16 protein-coding genes are annotated in these 18,227 nt (G+C 66.9%); 12 read left to right on the forward strand and 4 right to left on the reverse strand.

The genetic code is table 11. The features are described 5' to 3' along the window. Window positions 1-94: 94 nt before the first annotated feature. Both HF680_RS03125 and HF680_RS15925 read right to left on the reverse strand, forming a co-directional pair. On the reverse strand, window positions 95-1,660 hold the full coding sequence (locus HF680_RS03125) for a DEAD/DEAH box helicase (protein WP_185224032.1): 1,566 nt from the start codon (window positions 1,658-1,660) through the stop codon (window positions 95-97). Window positions 1,661-1,906: 246 nt separating this feature from the next. Continuing rightward, on the reverse strand, window positions 1,907-2,509 hold the full coding sequence (locus HF680_RS15925) for a hypothetical protein (RefSeq protein WP_185224033.1): 603 nt from the start codon (window positions 2,507-2,509) through the stop codon (window positions 1,907-1,909). A 184-nt stretch (window positions 2,510-2,693) separates the two neighbouring features. Here HF680_RS15925 and HF680_RS03135 point away from each other — a divergent pair, with 184 nt between their 5' ends. Further along, window positions 2,694-3,557 carry a 50S ribosomal protein L11 methyltransferase gene (locus HF680_RS03135; protein WP_045810746.1) on the forward strand — a complete coding sequence of 288 codons (864 nt, stop codon included), beginning with the start codon at window positions 2,694-2,696 and terminating at the stop codon, window positions 3,555-3,557. A gap of 9 nt (window positions 3,558-3,566) precedes the next feature. Next, window positions 3,567-5,372: an aminopeptidase P family protein gene (locus HF680_RS03140; RefSeq protein WP_045810747.1), complete on the forward strand. Its 1,806-nt coding sequence runs from the start codon at window positions 3,567-3,569 to the stop codon at window positions 5,370-5,372. A gap of 1 nt (window position 5,373) precedes the next feature. On the opposite strand, the gene HF680_RS03145 is transcribed toward HF680_RS03140, so the two are convergent. Further along, window positions 5,374-7,104 carry a patatin-like phospholipase family protein gene (locus HF680_RS03145; RefSeq protein ID WP_185224034.1) on the reverse strand — a complete coding sequence of 577 codons (1,731 nt, stop codon included), beginning with the start codon at window positions 7,102-7,104 and terminating at the stop codon, window positions 5,374-5,376. Between the two features lie 192 nt (window positions 7,105-7,296). Here HF680_RS03145 and serS point away from each other — a divergent pair, with 192 nt between their 5' ends. The 8 genes from serS (at window position 7,297) to HF680_RS03185 (ending at window position 15,073) form a co-directional block, all read left to right on the forward strand. Further along, window positions 7,297-8,805, forward strand: coding sequence for a serine--tRNA ligase (gene serS, locus HF680_RS03150; RefSeq protein WP_185224035.1), 1,509 nt, complete (start codon window positions 7,297-7,299; stop codon window positions 8,803-8,805). A gap of 174 nt (window positions 8,806-8,979) precedes the next feature. Then, window positions 8,980-9,774 (forward strand): 5'/3'-nucleotidase SurE, encoded by a 795-nt coding sequence (gene surE, locus HF680_RS03155; RefSeq protein WP_185224036.1) that lies wholly within the window; start codon window positions 8,980-8,982, stop codon window positions 9,772-9,774. Further along, a complete protein-coding gene (locus HF680_RS03160) occupies window positions 9,771-10,415 on the forward strand; it encodes a protein-L-isoaspartate(D-aspartate) O-methyltransferase (protein ID WP_045810751.1) in 645 nt (214 codons plus the stop codon). Before surE ends, HF680_RS03160 begins: the two co-directional genes overlap by 4 nt. A 183-nt stretch (window positions 10,416-10,598) precedes the next feature. Continuing rightward, complete coding sequence (locus tag HF680_RS03165) at window positions 10,599-11,678, forward strand: peptidoglycan DD-metalloendopeptidase family protein (RefSeq protein ID WP_185224317.1); 1,080 nt, start codon at window positions 10,599-10,601, stop codon at window positions 11,676-11,678. 103 nt (window positions 11,679-11,781) lie between these two features. Then, the gene (gene yajC, locus HF680_RS03170; protein ID WP_017504795.1) at window positions 11,782-12,093 is read left to right on the forward strand and encodes a preprotein translocase subunit YajC; all 312 of its coding nucleotides are present in this window, start codon (window positions 11,782-11,784) and stop codon (window positions 12,091-12,093) included. A gap of 36 nt (window positions 12,094-12,129) precedes the next feature. Continuing rightward, window positions 12,130-13,722 carry a protein translocase subunit SecD gene (gene secD, locus HF680_RS03175; RefSeq protein ID WP_185224037.1) on the forward strand — a complete coding sequence of 531 codons (1,593 nt, stop codon included), beginning with the start codon at window positions 12,130-12,132 and terminating at the stop codon, window positions 13,720-13,722. Next, window positions 13,722-14,711 carry a protein translocase subunit SecF gene (gene secF / locus HF680_RS03180; protein ID WP_185224038.1) on the forward strand — a complete coding sequence of 330 codons (990 nt, stop codon included), beginning with the start codon at window positions 13,722-13,724 and terminating at the stop codon, window positions 14,709-14,711. The genes secD and secF overlap by 1 nt, the downstream gene beginning before the upstream one ends. 86 nt (window positions 14,712-14,797) lie before the next feature. Next, window positions 14,798-15,073 carry a hypothetical protein gene (locus HF680_RS03185; protein WP_185224039.1) on the forward strand — a complete coding sequence of 92 codons (276 nt, stop codon included), beginning with the start codon at window positions 14,798-14,800 and terminating at the stop codon, window positions 15,071-15,073. 43 nt (window positions 15,074-15,116) lie between these two features. Here the strand turns inward: HF680_RS03185 and HF680_RS03190 are convergent, their stop codons facing one another. Beyond that, the gene (locus tag HF680_RS03190; protein ID WP_185224040.1) at window positions 15,117-16,322 is read right to left on the reverse strand and encodes a pyridoxal phosphate-dependent aminotransferase; all 1,206 of its coding nucleotides are present in this window, start codon (window positions 16,320-16,322) and stop codon (window positions 15,117-15,119) included. Window positions 16,323-16,421: 99 nt separating this feature from the next. Here HF680_RS03190 and HF680_RS03195 point away from each other — a divergent pair, with 99 nt between their 5' ends. Then, window positions 16,422-17,456, forward strand: coding sequence for a hypothetical protein (locus HF680_RS03195; protein WP_185224041.1), 1,035 nt, complete (start codon window positions 16,422-16,424; stop codon window positions 17,454-17,456). A 4-nt stretch (window positions 17,457-17,460) separates the two neighbouring features. Continuing rightward, the gene (locus HF680_RS03200; protein WP_185224042.1) at window positions 17,461-18,174 is read left to right on the forward strand and encodes a TVP38/TMEM64 family protein; all 714 of its coding nucleotides are present in this window, start codon (window positions 17,461-17,463) and stop codon (window positions 18,172-18,174) included. Window positions 18,175-18,227 lie beyond the last annotated feature (53 nt).

Here is an 18,227-nt window from a genome sequence, read left to right on the forward strand (position 1 = left end):
CCCTGTTCTGGAGCTGTGTCGGGGCGCACACTACGGGATGTTCCGTAATGCAGGGTAAACGGCGCAGCGTTTCACCGCGCCGTTGTGTGCGAATTCAGGCGCGGATGACGACCGGCCGGCGCAGGAAGGCGGGGATGTCGTCGCCGAAGCCACGCACGCCCTGGCGCTGAGTATCGCTCTTGTCGGCCTTGCGATCACCGCGGCGATCGGATTGCAGCAACTGCGGTTCACGGTCTGCATGGTCGGGGCGCGCGGCGTGAGGGGTCTCTACAGGCTCGACGGCCGCATCCGCTTGGACTGCGGCGGCGACGGGAGCCGCAACTTCGACCGGCGTTTCGGGGCGGGCCTTGCGGCGGCTGCGGCTGCGGGGCGCCGCAGCCTCTTCGGACGATGGCGCGGCGTTGACGGGAGCAATCTCGACAGGCTCGGCGGACGGGGTGGGCGCGCTGCTGGTGCGCGACCGGCTGCGACCGCGTTCGCCCGAGCGCTTGTCGTCGCGGCGCGGGCCGTCCTTGATGGCGGCGAAGTCGATGCCTTCAAGAACCAGCTCTTCCGGATCTTTCTTGATCAGCTTCAGCACCTTATCCAGCGACTTGTCGTCGGCCGGGGTCACGATCATGAAGGCTTGGCCCAGCTTGCCGGCGCGGCCTGTGCGGCCGATGCGGTGGACGTAGTCGTCGGCGTGGTGCGAGACGTCGTAGTTGAAGACGTGGCTGACGTCAGGGATATCCAGACCGCGCGCGGCGACGTCGGAGGCGACCAGGATCTTCAGATTGCCGGCGCGGAAGTCGGCCAGGGTCTTCATCCGGTGCGACTGGTCCAGGTCGCCGTGAATGGCGGCGGCGTCGAAGCCGTGGGTCTTCAGCGACTTGGCCACGATATCGACTTCGGATTTGCGATTGCAGAAGACGATGCCGTTGCGCACGTCCTCACGACCGACCAGGGCGCGCAGGGCGGTCCGCTTGGCCTTGGGGTCCGAGGTCGGGATGCGGACGATGTACTGGGTGATGGTGTCGGCGGTCATCGCCGGACGCGAGGCCTCGATCCGGGTCGGATCCTTGAGGAAGGCGGTCGTCAGGCGCGTGATCTCCGGCGGCATGGTGGCCGAGAAGAACAGGGTCTGGCGACGGGGCGGCGTCAGTTTGAAGATGCGCTCGATGTCGGGGATGAAGCCCATGTCCAGCATGCGGTCGGCTTCATCGACGACCATGATCTCGACGCCGGTCAGCAGCATCTTGCCGCGTTCGAACAGGTCGAGCAGGCGGCCGGGCGTGGCGATCAGGACGTCCACACCCTTGTTCAGCGCCGCGACCTGGTCGCCCATGGAGACGCCGCCGATCAGCAGGACCCAGCTGAGCTTGGTGCCCTTGGCGTATTTGGTGAAGCTTTCGGCGACCTGGTCGGCCAGTTCGCGGGTCGGCGCCAGGACGATGGCACGCGGCATGCGGGCGCGGGCGCGGCCGGTGGACAGGCGATCGACTAGGGGCAGGGTAAAGGCGGCGGTCTTGCCGGTGCCGGTCTGGGCGATGCCTAGGACGTCGCGGCCGGCGAGGGCGACGGGGATCGCCTGTTCCTGAATGGGCGTGGCGGTCGTGTAGCCGGTGTCGGCGACGGCCTGAAGGGTCGTGGGCGAAAGGCCCAGTTGGGAAAATTCGGTCATGAATCCTTGGGAAGAGAAAGCGTCTGCGTGCATAGCAGCGACGGAACCGCCCCTCTTTGGGCGAGCGGGCGGCGCGCATCGCAGACCTGTCCCGAGGCTGGGGGGCATATAGAAGCCCCTGCGCAGAAGTCAAGTATTCCTGGTTTTTCGCTCAGCAGGCCGCCGGCCGTAAAATGCGGCCCGCAAACGAAAATCGCCGGACGGGCGAGCCGTCCGGCGATCTGCTGGATCAGAGAGAAAGTGCGATCAGCGCTTGCCGAAGATCATGTCGCCCAGTTTGGCGAAGAAGCCCTTTTCCTCGGGCTTGGCGGCGGGCGCCGGCGCCGGCTTGGGGGCTTCGACCGGCTTGGCAGCGGGAGCCGGCTTCGGCGCGGGCGCCGCAGCGGCGGGCGCAGCGGCGGGCTTGGGCGCGGCGACGGGGTCAGCAGGCTTGGGCGCCGCTGCGGCCGGCTTGGCGACAGGCGCGGCCTTCGGGGCGGCGGCGGGTTTCGAAGCGGCGGCCTTGGGGGCGGCAGTTTTGGTCGCTGCAGGCTTTGCCGCCGTCGCCTTCGGTGCGGCCGCTTTCGGCGCTGCAGGCTTCACTGCCGTCTTGGCGGCGGCGGTCTTAGCTGCGGTGGACGTGGGGGCGGCGGCCTTGGGCGCGGCTTTCGGAGCCGCCTTGGCGACAGGGGTGGGTTTCGGCTTGGCTGCGGCCTTGGCGGCGACCGGCTCAGCGGCGGGCTTGGGGGCGGCGGTTTTGGGCGCCGCAGCCTTGGGCGCGACAGCCTTGGCGGTAGTGGGCTTCGGCGCAGCGGCTGCCGGCTTTGCCGCGGCCTTGGGCGCAGCGGTTTTCTCGGCGGCGGTCTTCACGGCGCTCGACTTCGGCGCGGCTTTAGGCTTGGAAGCGGCGGTCGCCGGCTTTGGCGACGCAGGTTTAGACGTAGACGGTGACTTGGCCATGTATTCCCCGACCCCTCGGTTTGATAAAAACGCGGCGGCGACGGGCGTTCAGCACCGGATCGCTACGATTCGTCATATTACCGGTGTTTGAAAAATGTCCGAGTCCGCACTTCAGATAATCGCACGCGGCCCGCGCGCCGCCGCAGAGGCCGCCGCAGAGGCCGTAGACGCCGATCCGCGGCTGGAAGGCGCGACCTATTCGATCCTGGAAGAGGACGAGGACAATGACGTCTGGCGCATCGACGCCTTCCCCACGACCGATGACGAGGTCGAGGGGCTGAAGGCGGTGTTGGCGGGCTATCCGGTGACGGTGCTGGTGGAGAAGCTGGCGGACGCCGACTGGCTGGCCATGTCGCTGTCGGGCCTGCCGCCGGTCGAGGCCGGACGATTCTTCGTCTATGGCGCGCACGATCAGGGCAAGGTGCCCGAGGGCCGCGTCACGCTGAAGATCGACGCCGGCGCCGCCTTCGGCACGGGCCACCATGGCACGACGGTGGGCTGCCTGGAGGCGTTCGACAAGCTGCTGGAGACCGAAAGCTTCGAGAAGGTGCTGGACGTCGGCTGCGGCACGGGCGTGCTGGCGATCGCGGCGGCTAAGACGGGCACGCCCATCGCGGTCGGCACCGACATCGACGAGCCCTCGGCCCGGATCGCCAATGAGAACGCCGAGATCAACGAGGCCAAGTGCGACTTCTATTTCGCCGATGGTCTCAGCGATCCGCGCATCGCCCAGCATCAGCCGTATGACCTGGTGTTCGCCAATATCCTGGCCGCGCCGCTGGTGTATCTGGCGCCCGAGATCGGGGCGGCGCTGAAGAGCGGCGGGGTCGCAATCCTGTCAGGCCTGCTGCGCACGCAGGAGGAGCGTGTGCTGGAGGCCTATCTGCCGCTGGGCTTCACGGTCGAGCAGACCATACATCACGACGCCTGGAGCGCGCTGCAACTGCGCAAGGGCTGAGGATCGATCATGCGCCAGACTTTCGACGAGACGACCGATCCGTCCTTCGGGGCCAAGCACCTGCCGCTGCTGCGCGCCGAAATGGCCAAGCAGGGGCTGGACGGGTTTCTGATCCCGCATGAGGACGAGCATCAGAACGAATATCTGCCGGATGCCAACGAGCGCCTGGCCTGGGCGACCGGCTTCACCGGCTCGGCCGGGGCGGCGGTGGTGTTTCAGGATCGGGCCAGCATGTTCACCGACGGTCGCTACACCGTTCAGGTGAAGGCCCAGACCGATCCGGCGCTTTTCGAGCGGCGCGATCTGACCGAGGTCGCCGCCTATCTGGAGACGGCGGCGAAGGGGGCGGTGATCGGTTACGATCCGCGTCTGCACAGCCCGGATGCCTTGGTCGCCTTGAAGGCGGCGGCGCAGAAGGCGGGGGCCGAGTTGCGCGCCGTGGACGCCAATCCGCTGGATCTGGCCTGGGGCGCCGATCGTCCGGCCCAGCCGACGGCGCCGGTCGTGCCGCATGAGGACGTCTATTCCGGCGAGAGCCATGCATCGAAGCGGGCGCGGATCGGCAAGGTCGTGGCGGACGCCGGCGCAGACGCGGTCGTGCTGACGGCGCCGATGTCGATCGCCTGGCTGTTCAATGTGCGCGGCGGGGACGTGATCCGGTCGCCTCTGCCGATCGGCCAGGCCATCCTGGCGGCGGACGGCAAGGCGCGGCTGTTCCTGGATCCGGCCAAGGTGACGAATGCTTTGCCGGGCTGGCTGGGCGACGATGTTCGCATCGAGGCGACCGAGCAGCTGCCCGCGGCGCTGGACGGGCTGGCGGGCCAAAAGGTCATGATCGATCCGTCGCTGTCCTCGGCCTGGTATTTCGACCGGCTGGACGCGGCGGGCGCGACGGTGGTGCGGGCTATGGACCCCTGCGCCATTCCCCGCGCAGCCAAGAATTCGGTGGAGATCGAGGGCAGCCGTCAGGCGCATATCCGCGACGGGGCGGCGCTGAGCCGGTTCCTGCACTGGGTCGATACGGTGGTGCAGGAGACCCTGCCGGACGAGCGCGAGGTGGTCGAGGCGCTGGAGCGGTTCCGCGAGCAGACCGGGGCGCTGAAGGATCTGAGCTTCGACACCATCGCCGGGGCCGGGCCGAACGGGGCCTTGCCGCATTACAAGCCGGTCGGCGCCAGCATTCGCAAGGTCGAGAAGGGCTCGCTGCTGCTGGTGGACGGCGGCGGCCAGTATCTGGACGGCACGACCGATGTGACCCGCACCATGGCGGTGGGCGAGCCGAGCGAGGACCAACGCCACAAGTTCACCCTGGTGTTGAAGGCGCATATCGCCATGGCGACGATCCGCTTCCCGGCCGGGACCAGCGGCATGGCGCTGGACGCCATCGCCAGGGCGCCGATGTGGGCGGCAGGGCTGGATTACGATCACGGCACCGGCCACGGCGTCGGCAGCTATCTGGGGGTCCACGAGGGGCCGCAGCGGATCGCGAAATGGGGCACGTCCCAGCCGCTGCTGGAAGGGATGATCCTGTCCAACGAGCCCGGCTATTACCGCGAAGGCCACTGGGGCATCCGCATCGAGACCCTGCAGGTGGTGACGCCGGCCGTGGTCCCCGAGGGCGGCGAGCGGCCGATGCACGGGTTCGAGCAGCTGACGTTCGCGCCGATCGACCGGAAGCTGATCACGGTGGAGATGCTGACGCCGGACGAGCGGGCCTATGTCGACGCCTATCACGCCGAAACGCTGGCCAAGGTCGGGCCGCTGATGGACGGCGAGGCGCTGGACTGGCTGAAGCGGGCCTGCGCGCCGCTGTGACCTAAAGCACCGGAACCCGTCGCCGCAGGTGGGTGACGGGGACCGTCAGTTCGGCCAGCGCGGCCTTCATCGCCTCATAGCCCGTGGCGACGGGGCCGTCGTAGGTCTTCCAGTCGCGAATATCGCTACCGGCGACCTGGGGCAGGACCAGAATGTCGGCGTCGGCCCGCGACTGGGTCATCTCGGCGTCGGTGGTGATGGTCGCCGAGCGCATCAGGATCGAGACGATGGGCGGGCCGGCCTTCCAGGCACCGGACAGGACCCATTTCCACCAGGACGGCGGATTTTCCAGCGCCTGGGGGTCGACGCCGCGCGTCTGGGACATGTCCACGCCGATAATCGGTCCGCTGTTCAGCTGGCGCATCACGCTGGTGGGGAAGTTCTTCAGCACGGCGCCGTCCACCAGCACCTGACCGTCCATCACGACCGGCGGCAGGACGCCGGGAATGGCGATGGAGGCGCGCATGGCCCGCCGCATCAGGCCCGTGCGATGGGCCTCGATTCGGCCCGAGGTCAGGTTCGAAGAGACGGCGAAGAACGGCAGGGCCAGGTCCGCAAGGTCGATGTCGCCGTAAGCCTGCTCCAGCAAACGGGCGACTTTTCGGGCGCGGGACATGGCGATGATCGGTACGGCCAGGTCCGACAGCGGATCGGACTCGACGAAGGCGCGTCGAATCTCGAAATCCAGCCGTTCGAAGGACCAGCCCAGGGCCGGGCCGGCGGCGACGACCGCGCCCATGGAGGCGCCGCCGGCGAAGTCGATGGGGACCTTGGCCTCTTCCAGCGCCCGGATCGCGCCGATGTGGCAATAGGCCCGCGCGCCGCCGCCGGACAGGACCAGGCCGACCGCCGTGCCGGTGACGACGCGGGCGATCCGCTCGGAGTCATTGGCCAGTCCCTCGACGCAATGGAACCAGCGATCGGGCTGGAGCGCATCCAGCCAGACGCGGGTGTTGGCCGGATGATGCATGCGCGGATCGCGCAGCAGGATCAGGTCGGTCAGGCGGCGGCCGTCGCCGAAGCCCTGACGGCGCGGCACGGCGGACGGGGGCGCCAGAAGGCCGCTGCCGACGATGAACATCCGGTCCACCTGACGCGCGCACAGGCTGGCCCAGGCGGGCTGATCCTGTTCGGCGACATAGAGGACATAGTCGTGGTCGCCCTCCACCCGGCTGAACCATTCGGACGCCGAGGCCAGGGCCGACTGGTCGATGACCTGACAGGTGAAGCCCATGGCCTGGATGGCCGCGGCGATGCGTTCGACGAAGGCGCGGATGGGGCGGGGGCGGGCGGAGACGAAGCCGAAGACACTGGGCTCAGACGCGCCCGCCGTGCGTTCGCGGGCGCGGTGGATCATCAGCCGCGACAGCTCGACCATCAGGTCCGGCTCGGTGCGGGCGGCCTCGAAAAAGGCTTCGCGCGGCAGGGCCAGGATTTCGCTGTCCCTCAGGGCGACGACGGTGGCGGTGTGCGGCGTGCCGGCCAGCATGGCCATTTCGCCCACCGGCTCGCCCGCCTTGACGACGCCCAGCATGTGCGGCGGTTGATCCGGCTCCATCCGAAACACGCCCAGACGGCCGGACCGGACCAGACACAGGGTGTCGGCCGGGTCGCCCTCCGTGAACAGCGGCTCGCCGCCGGTCAGCGCAAACCAACTGGCCCGGTCGACCATGCGACCTTCAAAGATGCGCGCGAGCGAGGTCGCCAGCGTGTCGGGGCGAAGCGTGGCCATGGTTCGGTTGTAGGCGCGATTCTGGGGCGGGTGAATGGGATGTTTCGACGTGCGGAAGCGCCCTCGGGCAGTCGCCACGAGCCCCTGCCCGCAGAGCGGGGAGGAGACGATGATGCGAGCTTCTCGCGTTGCCCGATTCCGCGTGGGCGGGTAGAGCGTTCGGCTTCTCCCGCCCAGCCGAAGTTTCAGACCATGCACGACATCAGAGCCATTCGCGAGAACCCCCAGGTTTACGTGGCGGGCTGGTCGTCGCGCGGGGTGGATGAGGCCGATGGACTGGTGGCGGACATCCTGCGGCTGGACGGCGAACTGCGTCACGCCCAGACGACGGGGCAGGACGCCCTGGCCAAGCGCAACGCGGCCTCCAAGCTGATCGGCGCCGCCATGGGTCGCAAGGACATGGCCGAGGCCGACCGGCTTAAGGCCGAGGTCGAGGCGTTGAAGGGCGATATCGCGGCGGCCGCCGAGGTCGAGGCGCGTGTCGGCAAGGAGCTGCGCGACCGGCTGGCGGCGCAGAAGAACCTGGCGGCCGAGGATGTGCCGGACGGCGAGGACGAGGCAGGCAATGTCGAGGTCTCGACCTGGGGCGAGCCGCGTCGCACCGGTCCGGCCAAGGACCACGCCGACCTGGGCGAGGCCCTGGGGATGCTGGACTTCGAGGCGGCGGCCAGGATGTCGGGCGCGCGGTTTGCGGTGCTGAAGGGGCAGCTGGCGCGGCTGGAACGGGCCGTGGGTCAGTTCATGCTGGATATGCAGACGGATCAGCACGGCTATCTGGAAGTGAACCCGCCGCTGCTAGTGCGGGACGATGCGATGTTCGGGACCGGGCAGTTGCCGAAGTTCGAGGAGGACTTGTTTGCTGCGTCCAGTACGGATTGGGACGGTTATGACGATGCAGAACAGCAAGAGTTAAAGCACGCATGGCAACCTCTTGCTGAGATGTTTCCTGACCTTCTGAATCCTGATTTGACTTCGACTGATCATGCTGTCGATAAGCAGCGTGCCTTCGATTATATCGACAGCTTTAGAGAGCAGAACAAGAAGGCATATGTGGCGCTGAATAAGCGCCTCAGAGATGGGCAATTCAATGATCGTCGCTTTCTCATCCCAACCGCCGAAGTCTCTCTGACCAATCTCGTGCGCGAGACCATCCTGTCCGACGACGAGCTGGCGACGCCGATGCGGATGACGGCGTTGACGCCGTGCTTCCGGGCCGAGGCGGGGTCGGCGGGGCGCGATACGCGCGGGCTGATCCGCCAGCACCAATTCTCCAAGGTTGAGATGGTGTCGATCACACGGCCGGAAGACTCCGACGCCGAGCATGAGCGTATGACGGCCTGTGCGGAGGCGGTGCTGAAGGCGCTGGAGCTGCCGTTCCGGCGGATGCTGCTGTGCAAGGGCGACATGGGCTTTTCGGCGCAGAAGACCTTCGACCTGGAGGTCTGGCTGCCCAGCCAGGGAACCTATCGCGAGATCAGCAGCTGCTCGAACTGCGGGGATTTTCAGGCGCGGCGCATGGACGCGCGGTTCAAGCGCGCTGGCGAGAAGAAGACCGAGTTTGTCCATACGCTGAACGGCTCGGGCCTGGCGGTCGGCCGGACGCTGGTGGCGATCATGGAAAACTATCAGCAGGACGACGGGCGGATCGCCGTGCCGAAGGTGTTGCAGCCCTATATGGGCGGGTTGACGCATGTGGGGTGACGCCTCGCTTTCGTCATCCTCCGGCGCGAAGCGACCGGGGGACCCAGCGGCGCGCGCGAGCGCGAACCTGTCGCGGTCCCGATTTGCCGGCATCGCGATGCCCAACCATTTCGCCTTCGGCGCCGCTGGGTCCCCCGGTCTCGCTGCGCTCGCCGGAGGATGACGAAGGAAAAGATGCGTATTCTCCTGACCAACGACGACGGGATCGAGGCGGAAGGCCTGGAATGCCTCGAGCGGATCGCGCGCACGCTGAGCGACGACGTGTGGGTGTGCGCGCCTGCGGTCGAGCAGTCGGGCAAGGGGCGGGGGATCACCCTGACCGAACCGCTGCGGGTGCTGAACCTGGGCGAGAAGCGGTTCGCGGTGACCGGCACGCCGACCGACTGCGTCGTACTGGCGGTCAACGACCTGATGCCGGAGAAGCCCGATCTGGTTCTGTCGGGCGTCAATCGCGGGCACAACATCGGCGAGGACGTCAGCTATTCCGGGACGGTGGCGGGCGCCTTGCAGGGGATGGCGTTCGGCATCCACTCCATCGCCCTGAGCCAGAGCCTGGAGCGGTTTCACGACGAGGTGGTCGCGCACTGGGAGACGGCCGAAGCCTTCGCGCCTGCGATCATCAGTCGCTTGCTGGACCAGAAATGGGCGAACGGGGTGGTGATGAACCTGAACTTCCCCAACCGGCCGCCTGAAGCCGTGGAACAGGTCGAGGTGACGACCCAAGGCTTCCGCAACGTCGGCGAGATGCATGCGGTGCGGCGCACGGACCTGCGCGGGCGCGACTATTACTGGATGAGCTTCCGGGGTGAAAAGCAGGAGCATGCCGAGGGCACGGACCTGCGGGCGATCGAAGAGGGGCGGATCTCGGTCACGCCGCTGCATATCGACCTGACGCACATGACCAGCGTGCATGACCTGAAGAAGGTGCTGGGCGGGGCGCCGCCCAAGAGCGTGGCGACCGCCGCATGAATCTACACGACGACCGGGCCGGGCGGCTGATCCTGTCGCTGCGGCAGCAGGGGGTCACGGACCCGCGCGTGCTGAAGGCGATGGAGAGCATCGACCGCGCGGTCTTCGTGCACGAGAAGTTCCTGGATCAGGCGTGGGAGGATCAGGCCCTGCCGATCGACTGCGCTCAGACGATCAGCCAGCCCTATATCGTCGGACTGATGACCCAGGCGCTGGAGGTGCAGGCGCGGCATCGGGTTTTGGAGATCGGCACGGGCAGCGGATACCAGTGCGCGGTGCTGAGCCGGCTGGCGCGCTATGTCTATTCGGTGGAGCGGTATCGCAGTCTGCTGGTCGAGGCCGAAGCGCGACTGCGGGTGCTGAAGATCGAGAACGTCATCACCAAACACGGCGACGGCGGCCTGGGCTGGGCCGAACAGGCGCCCTTCGACCGGATCATGGTCACGGCCGCGTCGCCGACCGAGCCGACCGAACTGCTAAAACAGCTGAAGCCGAACGGGGTGCTGGTCGCGCCTGTGGGACGCACGTCGGTGCAGATGCTGCATCGCTACGTCGGACAGGGCGACGGCTCGTTCCACCGCGAGAGCCTGACGGAGGTGCGTTTCGTGCCCCTGGTCGAGGGGACGGCGAAGGAGGGGTGAAGGGGCGTGAAGGGTGACTCGTGAGTCGTGATTCCGAGTGTGCGAACGCCAGTCACGATTCACGAGTCACTACTCACGACCTCACTCGCCCCAATTCCGTGCGGTTTGCGGGGTTGGCTTATGGGGCGCGAGCGGGCACACCGGGCGGGCGAGTTTAACCACGAATGGGAGCAGCCGGTGGCGATGATTTCGGGCTGGATGAGAGCGGTTCTGGTCGCGGGGGCGGCGTTGAGCACGGCGGCCTGCATCAGCTATCCTTCGGAGCCGCGCTATTCGACGCATGCGAACCCGGCCCCGGCCTATGGTCCAGGGCAGGGCGCCTATCCGCAGCAGTCGGCCTATCCGAACGCCGGCCAGAATTCGAACCAGCCCTATCGACCGGCTCCTTATGAATCGCCGCCGCCCGCGACGGCGCCGATCGGCCAGGTGGAGGGCGGAGCCTTGCCGCCGACGGTCAATGTCGGTCCGAGCCAACCGACCTATCAGCCGCCGGCGTCGCAGCCGCCCGCCTATACGCCGCCGTCCTATCCGTCGTCGTCGGCCCCGGTGCGTCCGGGCGCGGCCTATGTGATCCAGCCGGGCGACACGATCTCGGGCGTGGGACGCCGCTTCCAGACCCCGGTGCAGACGCTGATCGACCTGAACGGCCTGGGCCCGCGCGGGGCGATCACGACGGGCCAGCGAATCATCCTGCCTGAAGCGGCGGTGGATACCGGCCGCGACCCTTACGCGACCGGCGCTTCGCCCGTCGGCGTGCTGGTGCCCACCAACGGCGCCGTGCCGCCGCCGCCGCCGCCGCCCTCGGGCAATGCGGCGCTGCCGGTCCAGACGCGGCCTGTCGAACAGACCAACGCCGCCGGCGCCGCTGCCGGTCAGCCGAACCTGCTGTGGCCCGTGCGCGGCGACATCGTGCGGCGGTTCGGTCCGGTCGGCATGGGCGAGCGGAACAACGGCATCAACATCGGCGCCTCGGCCGGCGCGACGGTCAGCGCCTCTGCGGCCGGGCGCGTGGCCTATGTCGGCAGCGATCTAGTGGGGCAGGGACTGACGGTGCTGATCGTGCACGCCAACGGCTGGCGCACGGTCTATGGCCATCTGGGTTCGGCGACGGTCAAGGACGGCGACGACGTGCGCGCGGGCCAGCAGATCGGCACCGTGGGTCTGACGGCCGGCGACGGACGCCCCTCGATCCACTTCGAGACCCGTCAGATGCGCGGCGACGATCCGGTCGCCGTCGATCCTTTGACAGTGTTGCCCAGGTAGCGCTTTCGCCGCGTTGCAATCTGCGAGGCGCGGCCCTAGGTTCCGCGCCTCGTTTTAATGGGGGCTCCGACGAGGGCTACCCTTCTATGTTCGGAGACGACCCATGGGCGCTGAAGGCGGCTTGACGGCGCAGTTGATCGGGTTTGCGCCCATAATCGGTATTTTCATCCTGTTCTACTTCCTGCTGATCCGTCCGCAGCAGAAGCGCGCCAAGGAACACGCGACCGCCATCGCCGCCGTCAAGCGTGGCGACACCGTCGTCCTGGGCAGCGGCATGATCGGCAAGGTCACCCGCGTCGAAGAGGCCGAGGTCAACGTCGAGATCGCGCCCAGCGTCAACGTGCGCGTGGTCAAGGCCATGATCGCCGAGGTGCGCAACCGCACCGCCATCGCCGCCAACGATTCCAAGGCCTGATACGCTCGCGTATCCGCCGATACCTGGACCGCCCTCATGATTCAGCTGTCGCGCTGGAAAGTCATTCTCGTCGTCGTCTCGGCCGTCCTCGGCTGTCTGCTGGCGTTCCCGAACCTGTTGTCGGATCAGCAGCGCGAGGCGCTGCCCGGCTTCATGCCCAAGAACAAGCTGAACCTGGGGCTGGACCTTCAGGGCGGTTCGTATCTGCTGCTGGAAGTCGATGTGCCGGCGATGCGCGAGAAGCGCGTCACCAACCTGATCGAAGACGTTCGGGTCACGCTGAACGGTGCGGGTATCGCCACCAACGGCTTCCAGCGTGAAGCCGGCGGCGTGGTCGTCACCCTGGCCAATCCGGCCCAGGGCGATGCCGCGTTCAAGGCGCTGCAGCAACTGGGCGGTCAGGTCGGACCGGGCGGCCAGGCCGAACGCACCGCCACGCGCCTAGGCGATAACCGCATCCGCTTCGCCTATACCGACGCCGCGCTGAACGGCATGGGCGCGACGGCCGTGGACCAGTCGATCGAGGTGGTGCGCCGCCGGATCGACAGCCTGGGTACGCGCGAACCCTCCATCACCCGCCAGGGCGCCGACCGGATCGTGGTCCAGGCGCCGGGCGAGAGCGATCCGAGCAAGCTGGAAGAAGTCATCGGCCAGACGGCGCAGCTGACCTTCCAGATGGTCGATGTCGAGAACTCGGTTCAGGACGCCCTGGCCGGCCGTGTGCCGCCCGATTCCGAACTGCTGCAAGGCGAGGACGGCACGCCCTATCTGGTGAAGAAGCGCGTGCTGGTGTCGGGTGAGAACCTGACCCGCGCCGGCGTCGGTTCGGACCAGAGCGGCCGACCGGCCATTGACTTCCGCTTCGACGGCGCCGGCGCTCGGCGCTTCGGCGAAGCCACCGCCGCCAACCTCCAAAAGCCCTTCGCCATCATCCTGGACGGCAAGGTCATCTCGGCCCCGACGATCCAGAGCGCGATCACCTCGGGCTCGGGTCAGATCACCGGCAACTTCTCGATCCAGGAAGCGGCGACGTTGGTGAACCTGCTGAACGGGGGCGCCCTGCCGGCGCCGCTGAACGTCGAGGAGCGCCGTACCGTGACGGCCGAACTGGGCGCGGACGCGGTCGCCGCCGGCGCCCTGTCGACCGCCGTCGGCTTCGCCATCATCGTGCTGTTCATGATCCTGGCCTATGGCTTGCTGTTCGGCGGCGTGTCTGTGGTCGGCCTGGTGCTGAACGGCGTGCTGATCGTGGCGGCCATGTCGTTGACCCAGGCGACACTGACCCTGCCCGGCATCGCCGGTCTGATCCTGACCTTCGCGGTCGCGGTGGACGCCAACGTGCTGATCTACGAGCGGATGCGTGACGAGGCCCGGGCGGGCCGCAGCGTCATCGCCTCGATGGACGCCGGCTTCAACAAGGCCATGGGCACGATTATCGACGCCAACCTGACCACCCTGGTCGCTGCGGGCATCATGTTCGTGTTCGGCGAAGGCCCGGTTCGCGGGTTCGCCTGGACCCTGACCATCGGTGTGTTCACCTCGGTCTTCTCGTCGGTCCTGGTCGCCCAGGTCCTGCTCGGCTACTGGCTCAAGACGGCCAAGCCCAAAAAACTGCCGATCGCGGAGTGATGGCGATGCGTGGATGGCCCCTGATCAAACTGCTGCCGCAGAAGACGAATTTTCACTTCGTCAAATATGCGCGGTTCGCCGGCGTTCTGTCGGTGATCCTGTGCGTCGCGGCGATCGTCTCCTGCTTCTATCCCGGCCTGAACATGGGCATCGACTTCCGGGGCGGCGCCTCGATGGAAGTGTCCAAGCCGGCGGGCCAGACGATCGAGCTGGATCGGGTCCGCGAGGCCGTGAACGGCCTGAACCTGGGCGACGTCCAGGTTCAGGGTATCGCGCGCCGCGACACCAATGTCGATGACGGCTCGACCGCCATCCTACGCTTCCAGGTGCCGGAAGGCCGCGATCAGACCCAGGTGGTCAATCAGGTCGAGGGCGCCATCAGCGGCGCGGTCGGTCAGGTCAACTATTCGGGCGTCAGCGTCGTCGGCTCCAAGGTGTCAGGCGAGCTGTTCACCTCGGGCCTGTTGGCTCTCGGCGTCGCGATCGGCCTGATGTTCCTCTATATTTGGTTCCGGTTCGAGCCGCAGTTCGGCTTAGGCGCCGTGGTCGGCCTGCTGCACGACGTGATCCTGACGTTCGGGCTGATCGTGCTGTTCAAGCTCGAATTCAGCCTGAACATGGTCGCCGCCGTCCTGACCGTCATTGGCTATTCGATGAACGACACCGTCGTGGTGTTCGACCGCCTTCGTGAGAACCTGCGCAAGTACAAGACCATGCCGCTGCGCGACGTGATCGACCTGTCGCTGAACGAGACCCTGTCGCGGACCATCATCACCGGCGTGACCGCCGTCATGGTGCTGGCGGCCCTGGCCATCTTCGGAGGCGAGGCCCTGTTCGGCTTCTCCATCGCGCTGATGTTCGGCATCATCATCGGCACCTATTCGTCGATCTATGTCGGCGCGCCGATCATCCTGCTGTGGGGCGTCAAACGCGGCGCCCTTGCTGACGACGCCAAGCCGGTGAAGCTGGGCATGGCCAGCCGGCCGTAGGTCGAGCGCCAGCGTCGAAAGTTGGGCCGTCCCGTCATCGCCGGGGCGGCCTTTTCCTTGGACGGCGTCCGTGCAAGGCTGAGCCTATGAAAGCGCTCGTCTATACCGCCGCCGTCCTTGCCCTGACCGGCACCCTGACCGCCTGCACCGACAGCAAGCGGGCGCGCAACGACGCCACCTGGGGCGACAAGCCGGCGGACATCACCTGCTGGACCTATGGGGTGGAGAACTTCAAGGGACGCTCGACCGGCAAGGTCGAGTACGACGACGGCGGCCGGATCTCGTTCGTGGACGCGTCCAACAACCGCTACACCACGATCGATGGCGATTGCCGCGTGGTGTATATGCAGCCCAGCAAATAGGGTCGGTTGGCGGGCGGAGGCCTGAACCTCCGCCCTTCGTCGATCAGCGCAGCGAGGCCGTGAAGCGCTGGATGCGGGTGCAGGCTTCTTCCAGCACAGCGTCCGAGGTGGCGTAGCTGATGCGGAAATAGGGGCTGAGGCCGAAAGCCTCGCCCTGAACGACGGCCACGCCCTCGGCATTCAGCAGTTCGGCGGCGAAGGTGGAATCGCCGTCGATGGCCACGCCCGCCTCCGTGGTCTTGCCGATCAGTCCGGCGATCGACGGATAGACGTAGAAGGCGCCCTCGGGCGTGGCGCAGGTGACGCCAGCCGCCTGGTTGAGCATCGACACGACCAGATCACGGCGCTTCTCGAAGGCGGCCTTGCGCTCTGGAATGAAATCCTGCGGGCCGTTCAGCGCCTCGACGGCCGCCCACTGGCTGATGCTGGACGGGTTGGACGTGGTCTGGCTGGCCACCTTGCGCATCAGGTCGATCAGCGGCTTGGGCCCGCCGGCGTAGCCGATCCGCCAGCCGGTCATGGCATAGGCCTTGGAGACGCCGTTGACCGTCAGGGTGCGGTCGATCAAGTCCGGCGCCACTTGGGCGATGGTGGTGTATTCGAAGTCGCCATAGACGAGGTGCTCGTACATGTCGTCGGTCAGCACCCAGACGTGGGGGTGGCGACGCAGGACCTCGGCCAGGGCCTCAAGCTCGGCACGGGTATAGGCGGCGCCGGTCGGGTTGGACGGGCTGTTCAGGATCAGCCACTTGGTGCGGGGCGTGATCGCGGCCTCCAGCACAGCCGGCAGCAGCTTGAAGCCGTCCTTCTCCTCGCCAACCACGGTCACGGGCTCGCCGCCGGCCAGCAGCACCATGTCGGGATAGCTGACCCAGTAGGGGGCTGGCACGATGACTTCGTCGCCGGGGTTCAGCGTGGCGACCAGGGCGTTGAAGATGACGGGCTTGCCGCCCGGCGCGACGTGGATGTTGGCCGCCGTATAGTCGAGATCGTTCTCGCGCTTGAACTTGGCCACGATGGCCGCCTTCAACTCAGGCATGCCGTCGGCGTCAGTATATTTGGTCTCGCCGCGGTTGATCGCATCGATCGCGGCCTGTTTGATATTGTCCGGGGTGTCGAAGTCCGGCTCGCCGGCGCCCAGGCCGATCACGTCGCGACCTTCGGCTTTAAGCTTCCGGGCCTGCGCGGTGACGGCGATGGTGGCCGAGGGCTTGACGCGGGCGAGGGCGGAAGATTGCAGGCTGGACATGAACTATCCCGTGATTTTGGAAGTTTTTGCCGGGGAGGCGGGGTTGTTTACGTGCGCAGAACGGCATGCGCAAATGATCCGACGTGTCGGAGATGAAGAATGCTGATCGCGACTTTTCTTGCCGCCTTGTTTACGAGCCAGGCCGAGCCGCCTCGGGCCTGCCGCGACGATAACTGGCGTGACCGTTGCGCGGCCGAGGATCGAGCTCGGGTCGAGCACCTGCTCAGCATAGCTTCGATAGAAGAGGAGGCGCGAAGCGAGTCAGAAGTCTACCGCGCTCGTTATGTGGACGGATACGGGCGCGATTTGCCTGTTGTCGCTTTCGTGAGACGGCCAGGACAGGATCCAACGGTTGGGGTTTCCGGCACGAACGGCCGCAAGCTGACGGCGCCGGTCGGTCCTGAAAGCTGGGACGCGATCGTCGCAGGGTCTCGCTTCGCGGATCGTGTCTTGGCGCCCTTGCCGTCACAGCCAAATGCTGCCGGTTCGCCGCCGTCCATGCCGAGCATTTGTCTGCATGCCTGGGTCGTTTCGGTCGAAATGGCCAACAGCCAGGTCGCGCGCCACAGGACCGAACCGGTTCGAAGGGCGACTCAAAGCGGTTGTGACGGCGAACTGACCGTAGATTACGCCTTGGATCTGGCGAAGCGGGCAGTTGAAGCCTTGGGGCCTTGCCAACTGCTCGACGAGAAAAAACAGCGAAACAGCGTGACCATTCTGGAGACTTGCCTCGGACCAGAAGGGGATCGCTTTGCGGCGGCCACACTCTGGAACCGGCAATCCGAGGGGCGACCGCGCTATGGGCTCGATCCCAAAGACCCCGGTGTCTGGCGTGCCTATCTCGGCACAAACGGATCGCCTACGCTGGACTGGCAAGGCGAGGTGACAACGACGGATCGGGGACGCGACAACAGGGTGGCTGAGGCGATTGTTGCGCGACTGGGCCAAACACCGATGTCGTTTCGGCCGACAAAATTCCGCGGGCTGAGCCGAACACGAGCGGAGATCGAAGGCGCAGTAGAAGCGGAAGGCGGTCGTACTGCGCCCTATCGCCAGATCTGGGTCTGGGATCCCAATCTATCGGAATGGATGTTGGAACGCTGGACCGTGGAGCCGTTCTCCGTCACGGACTGACGTCATGAGTCGGTTTTTCGATTTCCTGTCGAACATGGAGGCGCGTCGCTGGCGCGCCGTGCTGGCGACGGCCCTGCTGCTGGGCGCGATGATCGCCCTGTTCGCTGTGGGCAAAAGCCAACTGGGGCTGGAGGCCGAAGGGCGGCTGGAAGCTTGGCTGGCCGGATTCGGCCAGGGGCCCTGGGGGCTGGTGGCCGCCATCGTCGTGTTCACGGTCTCGGCTTTCTTCGGGGCGCCGCAGTTCATCCTGATCGCCGCTTGTGTCGTGGCGTTCGGGCCGTGGTTCGGCTTCCTCTACAGCTGGATCGCGACGGTCGTGTCGGCGGGCGTGACCTACTGGCTGGGACGCGGGCCCACGGCGCGGCTGCTGGCGCGGCACGGCGGCAAGACGGTCGGACGGCTGACGCGGTTCGTCGGCAAGAACGCCTTCTACGCCAGCTTCATGATCCGCAACGTGCCGTCTGCGCCGTTCATCGTGGTCAACATGGCGTTCGGGGCGGCGAGGGCGTCATTCGCGGGCTTTCTGGCGGGGTGCGCGCTAGGCGTATTGCCGAAGACCGCTCTGGTCGCCTTCTTCGGCGGGTCCTTCATGACGGCGGTCAGCGGCGACGGCATCTGGACCTCGGCCATACTGGCTGGCGTGGCGCTGGCCTGGCTGGCGCTGATGCTGGTGGTGCGTGAACTGGTCAAGCGGCGCGAGATCGCGCGCGGCGACTGAGGGAATTTGCTTAGCCTGCTATTTAGAGTCCGTTCACCCACAGGTTGCATTAT

Source organism: Brevundimonas huaxiensis (genome assembly GCF_014218725.1).
Taxonomy (GTDB): Bacteria; Pseudomonadota; Alphaproteobacteria; order Caulobacterales; family Caulobacteraceae; genus Brevundimonas; species Brevundimonas huaxiensis.

Excerpts from the sequence above, each read along its gene's own strand:
- HF680_RS03125 (WP_185224032.1), bottom strand. The coding sequence starts at position 1,660 with ATGACCGAATTTTCCCAACTGGGCCTTTCGCCCACGACCCTTCAGGCC.
- HF680_RS03135 (WP_045810746.1), top strand. The coding sequence starts at position 2,694 with ATGTCCGAGTCCGCACTTCAGATAATCGCACGCGGCCCGCGCGCCGCC.
- HF680_RS03140 (WP_045810747.1), top strand. The coding sequence starts at position 3,567 with ATGCGCCAGACTTTCGACGAGACGACCGATCCGTCCTTCGGGGCCAAG.
- HF680_RS03145 (WP_185224034.1), bottom strand. The coding sequence starts at position 7,104 with ATGGCCACGCTTCGCCCCGACACGCTGGCGACCTCGCTCGCGCGCATC.
- serS (WP_185224035.1), top strand. The coding sequence starts at position 7,297 with ATGCACGACATCAGAGCCATTCGCGAGAACCCCCAGGTTTACGTGGCG.
- surE (WP_185224036.1), top strand. The coding sequence starts at position 8,980 with ATGCGTATTCTCCTGACCAACGACGACGGGATCGAGGCGGAAGGCCTG.
- HF680_RS03160 (WP_045810751.1), top strand. The coding sequence starts at position 9,771 with ATGAATCTACACGACGACCGGGCCGGGCGGCTGATCCTGTCGCTGCGG.
- HF680_RS03165 (WP_185224317.1), top strand. The coding sequence starts at position 10,599 with ATGATTTCGGGCTGGATGAGAGCGGTTCTGGTCGCGGGGGCGGCGTTG.
- yajC (WP_017504795.1), top strand. The coding sequence starts at position 11,782 with ATGGGCGCTGAAGGCGGCTTGACGGCGCAGTTGATCGGGTTTGCGCCC.
- secD (WP_185224037.1), top strand. The coding sequence starts at position 12,130 with ATGATTCAGCTGTCGCGCTGGAAAGTCATTCTCGTCGTCGTCTCGGCC.
- secF (WP_185224038.1), top strand. The coding sequence starts at position 13,722 with ATGGCGATGCGTGGATGGCCCCTGATCAAACTGCTGCCGCAGAAGACG.
- HF680_RS03185 (WP_185224039.1), top strand. The coding sequence starts at position 14,798 with ATGAAAGCGCTCGTCTATACCGCCGCCGTCCTTGCCCTGACCGGCACC.
- HF680_RS03190 (WP_185224040.1), bottom strand. The coding sequence starts at position 16,322 with ATGTCCAGCCTGCAATCTTCCGCCCTCGCCCGCGTCAAGCCCTCGGCC.
- HF680_RS03195 (WP_185224041.1), top strand. The coding sequence starts at position 16,422 with ATGCTGATCGCGACTTTTCTTGCCGCCTTGTTTACGAGCCAGGCCGAG.
- HF680_RS03200 (WP_185224042.1), top strand. The coding sequence starts at position 17,461 with ATGAGTCGGTTTTTCGATTTCCTGTCGAACATGGAGGCGCGTCGCTGG.